The sequence below is a fragment of the Streptomyces purpureus genome, from assembly GCF_014648195.1.
Lineage (GTDB): Bacteria > Actinomycetota > Actinomycetes > Streptomycetales > Streptomycetaceae > Streptomyces > Streptomyces purpureus.
This window is the reverse complement of sequence record NZ_BMQQ01000002.1, coordinates 11,743-28,387: the sequence shown is the minus strand read 5'-3', so window position 1 is coordinate 28,387 and position 16,645 is coordinate 11,743. Positions and strand designations below refer to the sequence as shown.

Genomic DNA, 16,645 nt, shown 5'->3' with positions numbered 1-16,645 from the left:
CGACGGATCCGTGGGCGCCCCTGCCTGCGGATCCGCGCCGTCCCGGCCGCTCAACTCCCTGATTCTTAGGCGCCTCTGACGACCCTTCAGTACGGGTTTTGCGCGCAGACCTCTTACGCTGCCATGTGAAGTGTGAAATTGTACGGTCACACTTTCCGTGAGCATGACAGCTCCGGGAGTGCGCGCGACATCCGTAACCATCACGGTCCGCAACCCCCCACCGCCGTGCCCCCACGCACGGCTGCCGACCGGCCTGGAGGCCATCGCCATGCGCAAACCCCCCACACCCCGGAAACTCGCCCACGTACTGATATCCGCCGCGGCCGCCGCCGGCCTGGGGCTCACGATGCTCGCCCCGAATGGCGCGGCGGCCCCGGCCGGCGCCGGGGCACCCAAGCCTGGACCGAGGTCGGCCCCTGCCCCGCAGCCCCTCGCCCCGCAGCCCGCCTCCGCCACCGTGCTCGACGCCGATCTCGCACCCGGACACGCCGCCGACCCCGCGCGATCGGCCACGAAGAGCCGGCACCCCGCGCAACGCCCTCCGCTCCCCGCGGCCCAGAACGCCGCGGAGCGCAAGCAGGCCCGCTCCACGGCGAAGGCCGCGGCGGACTGCGACGTCAGCGACTTCGCCTCGAAGACCGGCGCCGCCCTGGTCGAGCAGATCAAGCAGTCGGAAACCACCTGCGTGAACACGCTGTTCAGCGTGGCCGGTGACGACTCCAAGGCCCTCTTCCGCGAGGAACAGATGGTCACGGTGGCGAACGCGTTCAAGGACGTCGCAGCCAACTACCCGGGAGACAACAGCACTTCCGCCACCCAGGTGGTGCTGTACCTGCGCGCCGGCTACTACATCCAGTACAACCAGCCGGACAACGTCGGCGAATACGGCCCCACGCTGAAGAGCGCCATTCAGGGCGCCCTGGACGGCTTCTTCGGCTCGTCCCACGCCTTCGACGTCACCGAGGCCAACGGAGAGACCCTGGCTGAGACGGTCACCCTGATCGACAGCTCCGAAGAGAACGCCCGCTATCTCGGAGTGGTCAAGCGTCTGCAGAAGGACTACGACGCGTCGTACGACCCGTTCTACGGGATGGTCGCGGCCGTCAACAACACCTACACCGTGCTCTTCCGCGGCCACCAGCTGCCGGAGTTCGCGCAGGCCGTGAAGGCGGACCCGGCCGTCCTCACCGGACTTCGTGACTTCGCCGTCGCCCACGACGATCTGCTCGGCACCGGCAAGTCCTACCTGACCAGCAACGCCGGACGCGAACTCGCCCGCTTCCTGCGGCACGCCGAGCTCAAGGACACCGTCAAGCCGCTGGTCAAGGAGCTGCTCGGCCGCAGCGAGATCACCGGGCGCACCGCCCCGCTCTGGGTCGGCCTCGCCGAGATGACGGACGAGTTCGACAAGGACAACTGCGCCGACTACGACACCTGTGACCTGCAGAAGCGCGTGCGCGACGCCGTTCTGACCGTCGAGCACTCATGCGGTCCGAGCGCGAAGATCGTCGCGCAGGAGCTCACCGCGTCCGAACTCTCGGCCACGTGCGACAGCGTCCTCAAGCAGGACCCGGTCTTCCACGCCATCGCCAAGGACAACGGCCCGGTCAAGGACGACAACAACACCAGCATCGAGATCGTCGCCTTCAACTCCAGCACCGACTACAAGACCTACGCCGGTGTCGTCTTCGGCATCGACACCAACAACGGCGGCATGTACCTGGAGGGCGACCCGGCCGCCGAGGGCAACCAGCCCCGCTTCATCGCCTACGAGCAGCCGGCCGAGGACGGCGCCTTCCAGATCTGGAACCTCAACCACGAGTACACCCACTACCTCGACGGCCGCTTCAACATGTACGGCGACTTCGCGGCCGGCCAGACCACCCCGACCGTGATGTGGATCGAGGGCTTCGCCGAGTACGTCTCCTACTCGTACCGAGGCATCACCTACGACCGGGCCATCGAAGAGGCGGGCAAGAACACCTACAAGCTCAGCCAGCTCTTCCAGACCACCTACGACAACGCCGACACCACCCGTATCTACCAGTGGGGCTACCTGGGCGTCCGCTACCTGCTCCAGTCTCACCCCCAGGACGTGGCCACCCTGCTCGGCCACTACCGCGCAGGCGAGTACGACGCGGCCCACGCCCTGCTCCGCGACACCATCGGCACCAAGTACGACGCCGACTTCGCCGACTGGCTGACCAAGTGCGCCGACGGCGACTGCGGGCAACTCCCCGCCCGCAGCGCCCGATGACCGGAGTCCCGGTCGACGGCAAGACCTGAGCCAGGAGAGCCTGGTGTCCCGCGCGTCCTCCGTGCGCGGGACACCAGGCCTCCGGTGCGCCGGTCGCCGGCTGCCGCGTTCGCCGACTGCCCGCCCCGTCCGCGAGGCGTCCTTCATCCCGGTGAGGCACTGGCCTTTCGGCCATCTACGTGCGCGGGGTCGGCCATTCCGCGCCGGTATGGACCAAGTCCGCCCGTGGCTCGCGCCATGATCTCGCCGCCACCAGACGTGTGGTGATCAGCCGAGTGATCACAAGGAGCATCGTGAGGGCACCCACTTCGCGCAACCGGCTCAGAGCCCTGGCGGTCGCCGCCGTCCTCGCCACGACCGGGACGCTTCTGACCGTCTCCCCGCAGCCCGCGCAGGCGGCCCTGCCGCCGCAGACGATCAAGGACCCCGTCCACTACTGGAACGACGTCCTGCTGAACGTGGTCCGGCGCGAGGGCGGCGGCCCCGGTCCGATGGCACGCGCCGCGGCCATGATGAACGCCGCGATCTACGACGCCGAGAGCTCCTACCAGCTCAGGTGGAAGGGCAAGATCACCTCCGAGCCGTACATCCACGCCGAGAAGTACGCCGGCTGGTTCGAAGGCCCGGACGAGGAGGAGCGGGTCGTCGGGCGCACGGCCTACAACATCCTGCTCAAGCTGTACGGCAAGAACCAGACGGCATACCTCGACGCCCGCTTCCGGGAGCGGTTCGGCACCGAGCCGACCGGGTTCGACCTCCTCGACACCACCGTCGTCGGCAAGATGGTGACCCAGATGATGGATGCCCGGAACGGCGACGGGTCGGACGACGACCGCGTCTACGTAGGCGATTCCGCGACCGGGGCCTGGCGGCCGACCAGCTACCCGGACATGCGGGACCCCAACTGCGCCCAGGCGAGCCAGGCCGTCACGCCGTACTGGGGACAGGTCAAGCCCTTCGCCCTCACCTCCGGATCGCAGTTCCGGCCGCCCACGCCCGGCCTGTACGGGACCTACGAGCAGCTGTTGGCCGGCGACGCGTACAAGGCTCAGGTGGAGGCCGCCCGGTCGGCCGGCGCCGACAAGCCGACCGCGAAAACCCCGGTGATCAACCGCACTCCCGACCAGGAGGCCGCCGCCTGGTTCTGGGCCAACGACAACGACGGCACGTACAAGCCGCCCGGCCAGCTCCTTCAGGCCACCCGCGAGATCGCCACCACGCGCGGGCTGAACACGTACGAGAACGCGAAGCTGTTCGCCCTTGTCTCGATCGCGATGGCCGATGCCGGCATCGCCGTCCGCGACGTGAAATTCCTGACGCCCATCGACCTGTGGCGACCCGTCTCCGCCATCCGGGAAGGCGGGCTCGACCCGGAGTGGAAGCCGCTCCTGAAGAACCCGGCCGGCGTCAACGTGTCGCCATGCTTCCCGGCGTGGGCATCGGGCCATGCCACGTTCGGCGCGGCCTGGGCGGGCATCATGAAGCGGTACTTCGGCTCGGACCGCATCGCCTTCGACATGACCACCGACGAACCGCGCTCCCCGGTGAAGTCCCGCCACTTCACGAGCTTCAGCGCCGCGGCCCGCGAGAACGCCTACAGCAGGATCTGGCTTGGCGTCCACTTCCCGTGGGACGCCGAGGACGGCCTCACCCTCGGCGACAAGATCGCCAACCATGTCTTCACCACCAGGCTGCGCACGCTCTGAGCGGGCGGGCGTCTGTCCTGGCCCGATGGCGTAAGCCGTTCGTCATCGGGCCGGGGCTGTGGATGCCCACTGCACCGGCCCTTGTCCGCCCTCCCTCAGATCAGCTGGTCGAGTGCGGCCAGGATGTCTGCCGGTTCGGCTCGGGTGGTGTAGTCCGTGTCCACGAAGGCCCAGCGGATCGTGCCGTCGCGGTCGATGACGTAGGTCGCCGGCAGGGGCATGGTGCGTGGGTGGCCGGCGTTCGAGCGGTCCAGGTCGATGCCGAAGCCGGCGTAGACGGCCGCGAGGTCGTCCGGCAGGTCGAAGGCGAGACCGAAGTGCTTGGCGGTGTCGGAGCCGAGGTCGCTGAGCACGTCGAAGGCCAGCTCGTTCTTCTCGGCGTACGACAGGGACTCGTCGGGGATCTGAGGCGAGACGGCGACCAGCCGGGCGCCGCGGGCGGTGATGGCGTCGTGGTGCTGCTGCAGGGAGCGCAGGGCGATGTTGCAGTAGGGGCACCAGGCGCCGCGGTAGAAGGTCAGCACCACCGGGCCGTCGGCGAGCAGTTCGGCCAGGTCGACGGTCCGGCCGGTGGCCGAGGGCAGGGTGAAGGCCGGCGCCTTGGCGCCGACGCTCAGGGCCTGATCCGCCTGGCCGGAGTCGGCCAGTTCCAGGGCTGCCCGCTGCATCACGGCGCGGACGTCGGCGGGGATCTGCTGCCGGCGGCTGTCGAAGAAGGCACGCAGTTCGGCGTTCACGCTCATAGGTCTTCTCCCGGAGTCATCTTGGAACGTTCGTTTCAAGATAGTGGTGTGAGTGCACTCCACGTCAACGGGTGGGGGCGAGTATCTTGGAATCCTCGGTTCAAGATGGGAGGTGGAGCATGGCAGACGTCAAGCATTTTGATCCGGACACGGTCCTGGACACGGTGGTGCGGCTGTTCTGGCGGCAAGGCGTGGCCACCACCGGCATCCAGGACATCGTCAACGCCACCGGGCTCAACCGTTCCAGCCTGTACGCGACCTTCGGCGGCAAGCAGGAGTTGTACCGCGCCGCTCTCGAACGGTACGTCCAGGACCGGTCACGGTTCGGCCGGCTCGAGGAGGACGACCGCGGACTGCCGGCCATCACCGAGTTCTTCACCGGGCTGATCGAGACCCGCTGTACCGGCGAGTTCGCCCAATGGGGCTGCATGATCTCCAACGCCCACGCGGGCACCGAGAACGGCGACCCTGCCGTCCGCGCCATCCTCGACCGGCAGCACCAGGGCCTGCGCACCGCCCTCCACACCGCGCTCCTGTCGGCTCAGCGGCAGGGACAACTGGCCGATGAGGCCGACCCGGCCGCCGCGGCCGATGTCCTGGCCCTCCTGGCGCACGGTGTGAACCTGCGCTCCCGTGCCGGAGCGGACGCCCAGCAGTTGCACCGAACCATCGCGGCGGCGATCGCCGCTGTGGCTCCCAGAGCTTGATCTGCTCCGCGTGTGCGGAGGCGTGCCCGTCTAGCCGCGGAGGTGCGTGCCGATCCTCAAGAACGCCTGGACCAGGGGGACCTGAGGCACGGCCGGGGAGACGATCTGGGAGGCGTAGTGGACGATCACCAGGTCGAGGGCGAGGGAGATGAAGAGGCGCCGACCGTTACGCCGAGGGCGTCAGTCAGTTCGCCGAGTGGCGGGCGGAGGGCAGGGGCACGTCCGTGGAGCCGGTGGTGGGCGGCGGGGGTGACCGCCTTCCCCGACACGCTGCTCAAGCTCTTCCGCGGCGAGAACCACGGCAAGCTCGCGCTCGCCGTCGCAGGCGAGTGAGACGGATGGCACCCATGGAGCTCAAGGGCGCGGGTGTCGTGGTCACCGGAGCCGGGGCGGGCAATCGGGGTTGCTCGGCGGCTCGGTGCTCGACCCCAAGGTCGTGGCCGACGAGGTGATGAAAGGACTGGAGGACGGGCGGTTCCTGATCCTTCCCCACGGTGAGGTACCGGACCACTACGCCTTCCGCGCGAACGACACCGACCGGTGGCTGCGCGGAATGCGGCGCCTGCACCCACGTATCGACGACGTCGCCGCAGGCTGAACGCGGCACGGGGCGGCGGCCGGTGGAGCGTGTGAGGGCGCTCCACCGGCCGCCGCATTCGTGCGTCACGCCCTGACGGGCTTCTCCGGCAACGCGGCCGCACGGCGCTGTCCCGTGACGCTCCCCAGCCAGCCGAGCAGGAACGCGACGGGCAACGACACCAGGGCAACCGTCTGCAGCGGGAACCAGGCGATGTCCCACTCGGGGAACAGTGCCATCGGGCTGCCGGAGAAGACGGGGCTCACGACCTGGAGTCCGAGCGCGCAGCCGAGCCCTCCGTACAGCGTCCACAGCAGCCCCCTGTGCGTGAAGCCGCGCCAGAACAGCGAGTACACCAGCGCCGGCAGCAGGCAGGAGCTCGCCACCGCCAGGGAGATCGTGGACAGGAAGCCCATGTTCCAGCCCTGCACCCACACCGCGAGGCAGATGCTCAGCACTCCGACCAAGGCGGACGCGATACGGGCCGCGGCCACTTCCCGGCCCTCGGTCGTGCGCCCGCGGCGGACGACGTTGGTGACGAGGTCGTGGGCGACCGAGCCTGCGGCCGCCAGCGTCACGCTCGCGACGACCGCCAGCGTGGTGATGAACACCGCGCAGGAGACCAGCACGACGAGCCATGCCTCGCCCGTCTGCGCCGACGAGCCGCCCGCCAGGTCGGCGGTGAGCATCAGCAGGCTGCTGGTGGCCCCGGGGTCGGCGGCGAGGATCTTCGGGGCGCCGATCAGCGCCGCGGCCCCGAAACCCAGCACGGTGGTGAGCAGGCAGATGGCACCGACGATGGCGATGGTGTGGCGGACCGTACGGCGTGCCGCGGCGGCGTCGGGCGCGGTGTTGAGCTGGGTGGCGACATGGGGCATGCATGCGACGCCCAGCACGACGGTGATCATCAGACCGATGAAGTCGAGGGTCCCCTGGACCGGGCTGCCGGCAGCGAACCGCAGGCCCGGACGCAGATAGCCCTCGGGACGGCCGCTGCCCCGCCCGGCGGCCTCGATGAGGGAGTCGGGGCTCCAGTGGAAGCGGTGGAGCAGCACCGCCGCCACGGCCACGGCCATGGCGAGCAGGATCACCGTCTTGATCACCTGGATCGCGATCATGCCGCGCATCCCGCCGAAGGCCGTGGCGCAGACGACGAGGGCGCCGATCATGACGATGGCGGTCTGCTCGGCGCCGGGACCGGACATGCCCAGCAGCATGGCGGTGGTTCTGCCCGCGCCGGAGAGCTGGACGATCAGATACGGGACGCACGCGCTCAGCGTGACGACGGCGACCGCGATCCTGACCGAGGGCCCCGGGGCCCGCAGAGCGAACGTATCGCCGAGGGTGTAGCTGCCGCGTTCCCGCAGCGGGCCGGACAGCAGGAGCAGGACGCCGAGTGACAGCACGGTGCACAGGGCGATGAACAGGCCGTCGAAGCCGAAGACCGCGACGGTTCCCGTCGTGCCGAGCACGGTCGCGGCGGAGAGGTAGACGCCGGTGAGGACGAGGGCGCCCTGGACGGGCCGCAGCCCGCGGCCCGCGGTGTAGAAGTCGTTGACCCGGTCCCGCTCGGGTCCGTTGAGCACGCAGATGAGCAGGATCGGGACGATGAAGGTGAGGAAGCCGACGAGAACCCAGGAACGGGTGTCCGTGTCCAGGTCGAGGGTGCCGGGACCCCCTGCGGCGAGCAGGATCTGAGGAAGCATCAGTGCTCCTCCGCCGACTCGTACGCGGCCCCCTCGTGGACGGCGCGGTCGTAACGGGCCGCCGTCCACAACAGGAGCGAGCCCTGCGCGAGAAGGGCGACGACGCCGAGGTTGATCTGTCCGGTGACACGGGTGGCCAGCAGGTCCTCCGCGGCGCAGGCAAGCACGAGATGGACCGCGAAGGTCAGTCCGTTGACGAGCGCGAAGGATCTGCCCGGCCGGTGGGGCCGGGGTCTTTGACGGAACGGGGGGGTGTGCGGATGGGCGTGCTGATGGGCCATGGAGCTCTCCTGGCGGGCAGGGACGCGCGCGCATCGCCTCGCTCGGGCGATGGCATGGCGAGGGCATTGCCCCTGACGGCATTGCCCCTTGATGAGGGCTCACCAGAGCACGTACCGACCGGTCAGTCCATGCGCTTCGGGCGCCCCGTTGTCCGCTCCCAACGCCGTAGGGGTGCGACTGTGCTGATGCCCATTCGGCCATCCGCGGCAAGGAATCCGGCATGGTGATACGCGTGCCGGGAGGGGCGTACCGCCGTGCGGCCGTACGCGTGCCGGGAGGGGCGTACCGCCGTGGCGCCGTACGCGTGCCAGGCGCCGCACTCCCGTGCGGACTACTCGTGCCAGACGGGCGTACCGCCGTGCGGCTTCAGCTCTCCGGGTCGGAGTCCCAGGCGTCCCCGCAGCCGAGGACGGCAGCCGGCCCGAGCAGTTGGAGCGTGTCGAAGGCGAGCGTGAGCCGTACGAGGTCGCGGGGGCGGGACAGTTCGAGACCCGTGATCTGCTCGAAGCGGCGCAGCCGGTTCAGCACCGTGTTGCGGTGGCACAGCATGTGCCGGGCCGCCTGGACCGCGGAGCCGCCCTTCTCGATCCACACTCCGAGCGTGTCGATCAGCGTTTCGCGGTCTGCGGGCTCCAGGTCGTACAGCGGCCGGAGCACTCGCAGGGCCAGCTCGGCGGACAGGTCGGGCCGTGAGACCAGCAGACCGTCGGGCAGACGGGCGTCGAGCTGGGCGACCTCCCCGTCCGCGCGGCAGGTGCGCAGGGCGAGTCCGGCCATGTCCCGCGCCCGGGGCAGGTTCTTCAGGCCGTGGACGACGGGGCTGATGCCGATGCGCATGCCGGGTCCGGCGTCGAGGGCGGAGGCGAGCGCGTCGAGTGGGCGGTCGCCGAGGTGGACGACGAGCACATCGCGCTGAGCGCCGACGTGGCGCAGGACGCGCATGCCACGGATCTCCGGAACGGCGTCGGGTGCTCGGCCGAAGGGCGGCGTGGCCCGCAGCTCCGCCACCGCGAAGCGTCCGTCGGGCGGCAGATCGAGGATCGACGCGGCGTCCTGGATGAACGCCGGGTCGTTACGGCTCTCCAGGACGGCGGCGAGGATCAGGCGCACCCGCTCGTTGTGCCGGCTGGCCACGCCCTTGGCGACCTGCCGGTAGGCGTCGGCGACCAGGACGGCGTCGCGGTCGTTCGTCTTCCACACGAGCTCCGCCACGTGCACGAGATGGCGCTGGTCGCCGAGCCCGTCCCGCTCCACGACGCTGATGATCCCGCTCCAGACCTCCGAGCCGGCCACCCGGAAGGCGTGCATCACCTCGTCGAGGGGGCGGCCCTCCTCGGCACGGCGTATGCCGAGCTCACGGGTGTAGCGCTCGATGTCCACGATGCGGCCCGGGTCGAGGGCCGCCTCCAGCGCGAAGCGGATGCCGGTGTCCGCGGACTGCTTGAGGTCGGGCGGCGAGAGTACCGGGTCGGCGTAGTACGGCACCTCGGTACGGATCTGGTGCACCACGGAGTCGGTGAAGGAGGTGCCCCGCCCAAGAAGACGCCGGCAGGCGTGGTCGAACAGCTGGAGCGGCGAAGGCTCGGCGGCGGCTTGGGGCAGCGGACCGACGGTGGTGACGCGGGGGCGGACCGAGCCACGGACGGAACTGGTGTGCATGGACCCTCCAGACGGACGGGGCGTGCGGGGACACCACGGCGGGTCGCCATGTCTTGTGCTGCGCGGGTCGCAGGTGCGGGTGCTCCACCGGTCGGCGATCGGCGTGTGGCGGCGGCGCACCTTCAAGGAATCCACATGCTAAGCAGTCGGTCACCCATTGGGGCGGGACCTCCGCCAAATCGTGATGACCCACGCACAGCAGGAGGTACGGATTGTGCCCCCTCACAGTCACGGCGCACCCCAGCTGGGAGCTGACAGCGGCTCGTTCCCAGCCCATGGACGCCCTGCCCCCGCCGTGTTCCCGTAGCGCTCCAGTCCGGCGCCCGCTCGCCGAGAAGCAAGGAGAACGCCCTGATGAGCCCACCAGAGACCGAGGCCGGGACCCTCCGGGTCAGCGATCTGCACGTCAGCTACGGACGGTCCGTGCAGGCGCTCCACGGGGTGTCGCTGACCGTCCCGCAGGGCCGGATCGTCGCCGTGCTCGGCTCCAACGGCGCGGGCAAGTCCACACTGCTCCGGGCGGTCTCCGGGACCCTCGCGCTGCACCGCGGCACGGTCGACAGCGGCACCGTGCACTTCGACGGCGTACGGCTGCGCGGCGACGCCACGCGGTCCGTCGCCGCGGGGGTGGTGCAGGTGCCCGAGGGTCGGCGGATCTTCGGCGCCCTGTCCGTGGAGGACAACCTCAAGGCCGGGTTCCTCGGGTCGGCACGCCGCTCGCGCGCCGAGCTGCGAGCCGACCGCGACCGTGTCTTCACGCAGTTCCCGGTACTGGCCGAACGTCGGCGGCAGGCCGCCGGGCTGATGTCCGGCGGAGAGCAGCAGATGCTCGCGATGGGCCGCGCGCTGATGGCCGGGCCGCGCCTGCTCCTCCTCGACGAGCCCTCGCTGGGCCTCGCACCGCTGATGGTCCGGCGCATCGCGGAGATCATCCGCGAGATCAACGCCCAGGGGACCTCGATCCTGCTCGTCGAGCAGAACGCCGCCATGGCGCTGGAACTGTCCGACCGCGCGTCGGTGCTGGACGTGGGCCAGGTGCGGCTGGAGGGGGCCTCGGCCGATCTCGCCGCGGCGGACGAGGTGCGGCGGCTGTATCTGGGCGAGAGCTACGGGACCGGCTGCGGCGCGCCCGACGCCGACGCGCCGTACGCGACGTCCGCGAGCACTCCGGCCGTGACCGGACCGGGACTGACCGAGCTTGGCAGGTGGAACGGATGAGCGTCGACGCGACGGCCAATACCCCCGAGGCCGCCACCACCCCCGAGGGCGCCACGACCCCCGGACCGGACGCGGGGCCCGACCCGGTCCCGGCCCTCACGGTCGAGAACCTGACCGTGCGCTTCTCCGGCCTGGTCGCCCTCGACGACCTGTCCTTCACGGTCCCGCCCGGCACGATCCACGCCCTCATCGGCCCCAACGGCGCGGGCAAGTCCACCTGCTTCAACGTCATCTCCGGCGTCTACCGAGCCACCGCCGGAAGCGTCCGGTACGCGGACAAGGACCTCACCCGCCTCGCACCCCACCGCATCGCGCAGCTCGGCGTCGCCCGCACCTTCCAGAACATCGTGCTCACCCACGGGACCGTCGCCGACAACCTCATGCTCGGCCGCCACCGGCTGACCCGGGCGGGCTTCACGGCGAGCGCGATGCGACTGCCGCACACGGTGCGCGAGCAGCGTCGCCACCGGGAGCGGGCGGCCGAGATCGCCGACTTCCTGGGTCTCGGCCCCGCGTTCGACAAGCCGGTCGCCGGGCTTGCCTACGGCGACCGCAAGCGGGTGGAAATGGCTCGCGCGCTGTGCATGGAGCCGCAGTTGCTGCTGCTCGACGAGCCCGTCGCCGGCATGCACCCGACCGAGCGCTCGGCGATGGCCGAGACGATCGCCCGGGTCCGTGACGCCCTGAAGATCTCGATCCTCATCGTCGAGCACGACATGGGCCTGATCATGCGGATCGCCGACTCGGTGACGGTGCTCGACTTCGGCCGGCTCATCGCGGACGGACCGCCCGAGCGCATCCAGAACGACCCGGCGGTCATCAGCGCGTATCTCGGCACCCCGGTCCAGGAAATTGAGCCGGGTCCAGAGCCCGGCCCGACACGCGAACCAGAACCCGGCCCGGCACCCGCTCCAGAACCCGGTCCGGCACCCGCTCCAGAGCCCATCCCGGCACCCGAGCCAGAAGCCGGCCCGGCACCCGAGCCGGTGGATGCATCCGAACCGGACAGCGATCCGGACCCGGAACGTGCCACGGCCGCCGCCTCGGACCCCGCCAAGGACACCGAGCGCGACTCGGAGGAAGAATCATGATCAAGTTCGCCGAAACCGTCCTCAACGGACTCGCGCTCGGCTCCGTCTACGCGCTGATAGCCCTGGGCTTCGTCGTGATCTTCAAGGCGTCCGGCGTCATGAACTTCGCGCACGGCTCCCTTCTGCTCTTCGGCGGCTATGTCACCGCCCGCCTCCACGACGCCATCGGCTTCATCCCCGCCGTCCTCGTCGGCGCCGCGCTCGCCGCAGCACTGGCCGGCCTTGTGCAGCTCCTGGCCACCCGCGGCCTGCGCGGCGCGGAGATCCACACGCTGACGATCCTCACCATCGGCGTGGACGTCCTGCTCAGCACCGAACTCAACCGGCAGGTCGGCGCCGACTACCTCACCATGGGCGACCCCTGGGGCGCCGATGTGACCCGGCTCGGCAGCATCACCGTCGCCGATGCGCGGATGGCGAGCATCGTCGTCGCGGTCGTCGTCATCGGCGCCTTCTTCGCCGCCTTCCGCTGGTCCCGCTGGGGCCTGTCCATGCGGTCCGCGGCCGCCGACCCGGAAGCCGCGGCGCTGATGGGGATACGGCTGGACCGGGTACGCCTCATCGCCTGGTGCGTCGCCGGGGCACTGGCCGCCGTCGCCGCCGTGTTCCTCGCCGCCTTCCCCGCACCGGGACTCGACCGTACGACCAGTCAGATCGCCCTGAGTGCCTTCCCCGCGGCGATCCTCGGCGGCATGGACTCGGCCGTCGGCGCGCTCGTCGGAAGCCTGGTGATCGGCCTCACGGCGGCGATGGCCGCCGGCTATCAGAACGAACTGAGCGTCCTGGGCGCCGGATTCGCCGATGTGGCCCCCTACCTCGTGATGGTGCTCGTGCTCCTGGTCAGGCCCACCGGTCTCTTCGGATCGAAGGAGCTGACCCGTGTCTGACACCCGCGCCACCGCCGAATCCACCGAATCCGCCGAATCCACCGAACCCACGGAACCCACGGACACCGTGACGGCTCCCGCCGCCGCCCCCCATTCCCCGTCCGCCCCCGGCAGGTGGTCCGGCAAGGTCTCCCCGCGGGGGCGGCGCGCGGCCACCCTTGCCGCAGGCGTGCTGGTCCTGCTGGCCCTGCCCTTCTACGTCAGCTCCTTCTGGCTCCAGACGGGCCTGTTCGCCATGGCCGCCGTCATCGGCGCCATCGGGCTGAACCTGCTCTCCGGGACGACCGGACAACTCTCCCTCGGCCACGCCTTCTTCCTCGCCGTCGGCGCGTACGGCTATGTGTGGCTGGCGTCCGAGCCGTCCGGCACTGGCTCCAGCAGCCTGTACGGCCTCGGGCTCCCGCCCGTGCTCGCCTTCGTGCTGGCCATCGTCCTCGCTGGTGCGGCGGGCGGCCTTTTCAGCCCCATCTCCGGCCGGCTGCGCGGCATGTACCTGGGCATCGCGACCCTCGCCCTGGTCTTCCTGGGCCACCACATGATGCTCAACGCCCCGCATGTCACCGGCGGGTTCAACGGCCGCTCCGTACCGCCGCTGGACATCCTCGGCTTCTCCTTCACCGACACCTCGCCCGACGGTCTCACCGTCATCGGCGTCCCCTTCGGCGGGCTGGAGCGCCTGTGGTACGTCGGCCTGGCCCTGGTCGCCGTGGCCTGGCTCGCCGCGCGCAACCTCCTGCGCGGGCGCCCCGGCCGCGCACTCGGCGCCGTACGCGACAGCGAGGTCGCCGCGGCCGTCATGGGAGTCCATCTCACCCGCTACCGCGCCTCGGCGTTCATCATCTCCTCGATGTACGCGGGCGCCGCGGGTGCCCTGCTGGCCCTGGTGTTCAAGCGCGTCGTCCCCGACCACTTCGGGCTCCTGCTGTCCATCGACTACCTCGCGATGATCGTCATCGGCGGCCTCGGCTCGGTCGGCGGTGCGGCTTGCGGTGCGGTCTTCGTCGCCCTGATCCCGCACCTGCTCACCAAGTACGCCGACGACCTGCCCCTGCTCACCGCTCCCGGCACCACGGGATCGGGCGTGTCTCCGGGCGACGCGGCCCGCTATCTCTACGGCACCGCGATCGTCCTCGTCCTGATCTTCGCCCCCGGTGGCCTGGCCGGACTGGCCCACAGACGGCCGCGCCGCAAGGGCGACGACTCACCCCGCACCCGGCGTTTCCCTCTCCGCACCCGCACCACCCCGAAGGAGCACACCTCGTGAGACACACCCGACTTGCCCCGGCCGCAGCCGTCATCGCCGCACTCGCCCTGAGCGCCACGGCCTGCAGCACCAAGAGCGGAACCAACGCGAACAGCGCCGGCAGCGACGGCATCAAGACCGGCCCCGGAGTGACGGACAAGACCATCACCCTGGGCGCGCTGACCGACCTCACCGGCCCGTACGCCTCGCTCGGCAAGAGCATCGTCAACGCCCAGCAGCTGTACGCCGACCAGCTCAACGCCTCCGGCGGCATCTGCGGCCGGACCGTCAAGATCACGGTCAAGGACCACGGCTACGACGTGCAGAAGGCCGTGTCCGCGTTCACCGAGACCGAGCCGAACGTGGCCGCGGTGTCCCAGATGGTCGGCTCTCCCGTGGTGTCCTCGCTCCAACAGGAGCTGGAGTCGAAGCACCTGCTCACGTTCCCGATGGCCTGGACCTCCACCCTGCTGGGCCGCGAGTACGTACAGGTGGTCGGCTCCACGTATGACGTCGACATGATCAACGGCGTCGACTTCGTGGTCCGCACGGCCAAGCTGAAGGCGGGCGACAAGATCGGCCACGTCTACTTCGAGGGCGAGTACGGCGAGAACGCGCTCGCCGGTGCCACGTACGCGGCCAAGAACCAGAAGCTGACCATCGTCGGGCAGAAGATCAAGCCCACCGACCAGGACCTGACCGCCCAGGTCACCGCCCTCAAGCAGGCCGGCGTCAAGGCGATCCTGATCAGCGCCGGCCCGCGCCAGACGGCCGCCCTGGTCGGTACCGCGGCCGCCGCGGGCTTCGCCGTCCCGGTCCTCACCAGCTCGCCGGGCTTCGCCCCGCAGCTGCTGGCGACCCCGGTCGGCCCCGCCCTGGAGAAGATGCTCCAGGTGGTGAGCCCCGCCCCGGCGTTCAGCGCCGACAACCCGGCGATGAAGAAGCTCGCCGACGACTACAAGGCGAAGTACCCGAAGGACCTGCTCGACGCCGGTGTCGTCAGCGGCTGGAACGCGATCAGTGTCCTCGGCGAGGACCTGAAGGCGGCCTGCCGGGCGAAGGACCTGACCCGCGAGGGCATAGCGGCGGCTCACCGCAAGCAGTCCAAGCTCACGGTGCTCGGAGTGCCGCTGAACTTCTCGGACCGCGCCAAGCCGGCGACGTACCAGTCCTTCATCCACAAGCCGGCGAAGACGGCCCCCGGCGGCCTCGCGAACGTCGAACCGGCCCACGAGGTCCCCGCGGCGAAGACCTACACCCTGCCCAAGGGCTGAGCCGCCCCGACGGTCCGGATGCTGACCGGCAGGTCAGCATCCGGACCGGGAAGAATGCCGATCCGGTCCCTCGGCTCCCCCTGATTCAGGGGGAATTCCCCGTGGGCCCGACACCCCGCACCGGGGCTCGGCGCGCCCCGGCCTCAGAGGCCGTCCCGGCCAGGGGTGATGTTGAGCGCCGGAGCCGGAGCCGGGGCGGCTCGGCGTGCGTGCGGAGTCGCGGTCAGAAGCTTGAATCTCCTCAGGCGGCGCTCCCGTTGGGGCCAAACCTGCTCAGTCGACTCCCCGCCCTTCGCGTGATCTCCCTCGGCGTGCCGGGCTGTACGCGTGTGTCCAAGCCCCACCGCATGCGCACGGTATCCGCTCGGACGGACCGGTCCTGTTACCTTCTCCCGTCGGCATTCGTCTTGGGTGTGACGGCCGAGTACGAACGGTCGTCGTCCCAACGAGTGAATCGAGAACCGGATGCTGACCAATATCATGTACGTGACGATCTACGTCACCGATCAGGACCGCGCGCTGGAGTTCTACACCGAGCGACTCGGCCTGGAAAAGCAGCTCGACTTCCCGGGACCCGACGGACGCTTCCTCACCGTCGGAGTTCCCGACAGCCCCGTGCAGATCATCCTGTGGTCGCATGCGCCCACCGCGGGACAGCCCGGCGGCACGGGCGCGCCCGGTCCGCTGATCCTCGAATCCGCGGACTTGCGAAAGGACTTCGAGATCATGCGCCAACGCGGCGTCACGTTCGAGGAGTCCGAACCCGTGGACTATCCGTTCGGGGTCCGCATCGAGGCGGTGGACCCGGACGGCAATCGGATCTCGCTCCGTCAGCCGCTCAAGCCGTGACCGCCCAGCCGTCCGGCCTCGTGGCCGAGGCGTTCGAGGCCCAGCGCGACCGGCTGCGCGCTGTCGCGTACCGCGTACTGGGCTCGCACGCCGATGCCGAGGACGTGGTCCAGGAAGCCTGGATGCGCCTTGTCCGCCACGGCGCGGACGGGTCTGGCAGGGATACTCCCCTTCGCTGACCTTGAGCATTGCCGCACAGATTCTGCGGGAGGCCGTCAGCGGTTACCGACAACTGGTCGAGCTGAACTTCCCTTCCCTCGGACCTGCCCTCGGGCTGTACACCGCGCTGCCCGTGAGAGCCGAGGGCATGGTGGTCATGCCGGAAGACGACACAGACGGTTCACACAGCGGCTTGCTCTACACTCTCCGTCCCCAGGGCAACCGGGCGCCGCAACGACCCGCCCGAGGTGGACTTGGCCCTGTGGACCGAGCCCGGGTTCGGCCCC

General features: G+C 70.2%; 14 protein-coding genes and 1 pseudogene. 11 read left to right on the top strand and 4 right to left on the bottom strand.

Features of this window, described 5'->3' with window-relative positions; all coding sequences use genetic code 11:
* Positions 1–268: 268 nt before the first annotated feature.
* Together IEZ01_RS03905 and IEZ01_RS03900 are read left to right on the top strand one after the other, a co-directional pair.
* Complete coding sequence (locus IEZ01_RS03905) at positions 269–2,257, top strand: collagenase (RefSeq protein ID WP_189199896.1); 1,989 nt, start codon at positions 269–271, stop codon at positions 2,255–2,257.
* A gap of 293 nt (positions 2,258–2,550) precedes the next feature.
* On the top strand, positions 2,551–3,963 hold the full coding sequence (locus tag IEZ01_RS03900; RefSeq protein WP_019890336.1) for a vanadium-dependent haloperoxidase: 1,413 nt from the start codon (positions 2,551–2,553) through the stop codon (positions 3,961–3,963).
* 95 nt (positions 3,964–4,058) lie between these two features.
* On the opposite strand, the gene IEZ01_RS03895 is transcribed toward IEZ01_RS03900, so the two are convergent.
* The gene (locus tag IEZ01_RS03895) at positions 4,059–4,706 is read right to left on the bottom strand and encodes a peroxiredoxin-like family protein (protein ID WP_189199894.1); all 648 of its coding nucleotides are present in this window, start codon (positions 4,704–4,706) and stop codon (positions 4,059–4,061) included.
* A gap of 119 nt (positions 4,707–4,825) precedes the next feature.
* Here IEZ01_RS03895 and IEZ01_RS03890 point away from each other — a divergent pair, with 119 nt between their 5' ends.
* Both IEZ01_RS03890 and IEZ01_RS03880 read left to right on the top strand, forming a co-directional pair.
* Positions 4,826–5,413: a TetR/AcrR family transcriptional regulator gene (locus tag IEZ01_RS03890; RefSeq protein ID WP_019890338.1), complete on the top strand. Its 588-nt coding sequence runs from the start codon at positions 4,826–4,828 to the stop codon at positions 5,411–5,413.
* A 418-nt stretch (positions 5,414–5,831) separates the two neighbouring features.
* The gene (locus IEZ01_RS03880) at positions 5,832–6,011 is read left to right on the top strand and encodes a hypothetical protein (RefSeq protein WP_229832671.1); all 180 of its coding nucleotides are present in this window, start codon (positions 5,832–5,834) and stop codon (positions 6,009–6,011) included.
* Between the two features lie 65 nt (positions 6,012–6,076).
* Here the strand turns inward: IEZ01_RS03880 and IEZ01_RS03875 are convergent, their stop codons facing one another.
* The 3 genes from IEZ01_RS03875 to IEZ01_RS03865 form a co-directional block, all read right to left on the bottom strand.
* Complete coding sequence (locus tag IEZ01_RS03875; RefSeq protein WP_019890340.1) at positions 6,077–7,696, bottom strand: sodium/solute symporter; 1,620 nt, start codon at positions 7,694–7,696, stop codon at positions 6,077–6,079.
* Positions 7,696–7,977: a hypothetical protein gene (locus IEZ01_RS03870; RefSeq protein ID WP_019890341.1), complete on the bottom strand. Its 282-nt coding sequence runs from the start codon at positions 7,975–7,977 to the stop codon at positions 7,696–7,698. Before IEZ01_RS03870 ends, IEZ01_RS03875 begins: the two co-directional genes overlap by 1 nt.
* A gap of 367 nt (positions 7,978–8,344) precedes the next feature.
* Positions 8,345–9,637, bottom strand: coding sequence for a PucR family transcriptional regulator (locus IEZ01_RS03865; RefSeq protein WP_019890342.1), 1,293 nt, complete (start codon positions 9,635–9,637; stop codon positions 8,345–8,347).
* Positions 9,638–9,991: 354 nt separating this feature from the next.
* On the opposite strand from IEZ01_RS03865, the gene IEZ01_RS03860 reads away from it, so the two are divergent.
* The 7 genes and pseudogenes from IEZ01_RS03860 to IEZ01_RS03830 form a co-directional block, all read left to right on the top strand.
* Positions 9,992–10,855, top strand: coding sequence for an ABC transporter ATP-binding protein (locus IEZ01_RS03860; RefSeq protein ID WP_189199892.1), 864 nt, complete (start codon positions 9,992–9,994; stop codon positions 10,853–10,855).
* Complete coding sequence (locus IEZ01_RS03855) at positions 10,852–11,946, top strand: ABC transporter ATP-binding protein (protein WP_189199890.1); 1,095 nt, start codon at positions 10,852–10,854, stop codon at positions 11,944–11,946. The genes IEZ01_RS03860 and IEZ01_RS03855 overlap by 4 nt, the downstream gene beginning before the upstream one ends.
* The gene (locus IEZ01_RS03850) at positions 11,943–12,833 is read left to right on the top strand and encodes a branched-chain amino acid ABC transporter permease (protein WP_019890345.1); all 891 of its coding nucleotides are present in this window, start codon (positions 11,943–11,945) and stop codon (positions 12,831–12,833) included. Before IEZ01_RS03855 ends, IEZ01_RS03850 begins: the two co-directional genes overlap by 4 nt.
* On the top strand, positions 12,826–14,097 hold the full coding sequence (locus tag IEZ01_RS03845) for a branched-chain amino acid ABC transporter permease (RefSeq protein WP_189199888.1): 1,272 nt from the start codon (positions 12,826–12,828) through the stop codon (positions 14,095–14,097). Before IEZ01_RS03850 ends, IEZ01_RS03845 begins: the two co-directional genes overlap by 8 nt.
* Complete coding sequence (locus tag IEZ01_RS03840) at positions 14,094–15,350, top strand: ABC transporter substrate-binding protein (protein ID WP_189199886.1); 1,257 nt, start codon at positions 14,094–14,096, stop codon at positions 15,348–15,350. Before IEZ01_RS03845 ends, IEZ01_RS03840 begins: the two co-directional genes overlap by 4 nt.
* Before the next feature lie 480 nt (positions 15,351–15,830).
* Positions 15,831–16,199 (top strand): VOC family protein, encoded by a 369-nt coding sequence (locus tag IEZ01_RS03835; protein ID WP_229832707.1) that lies wholly within the window; start codon positions 15,831–15,833, stop codon positions 16,197–16,199.
* Positions 16,196–16,348, top strand: a pseudogene (locus IEZ01_RS03830) (sigma factor); the annotation flags it as partial. The gene IEZ01_RS03835 and the pseudogene IEZ01_RS03830, both read left to right, overlap by 4 nt.
* Positions 16,349–16,645 lie beyond the last annotated feature (297 nt).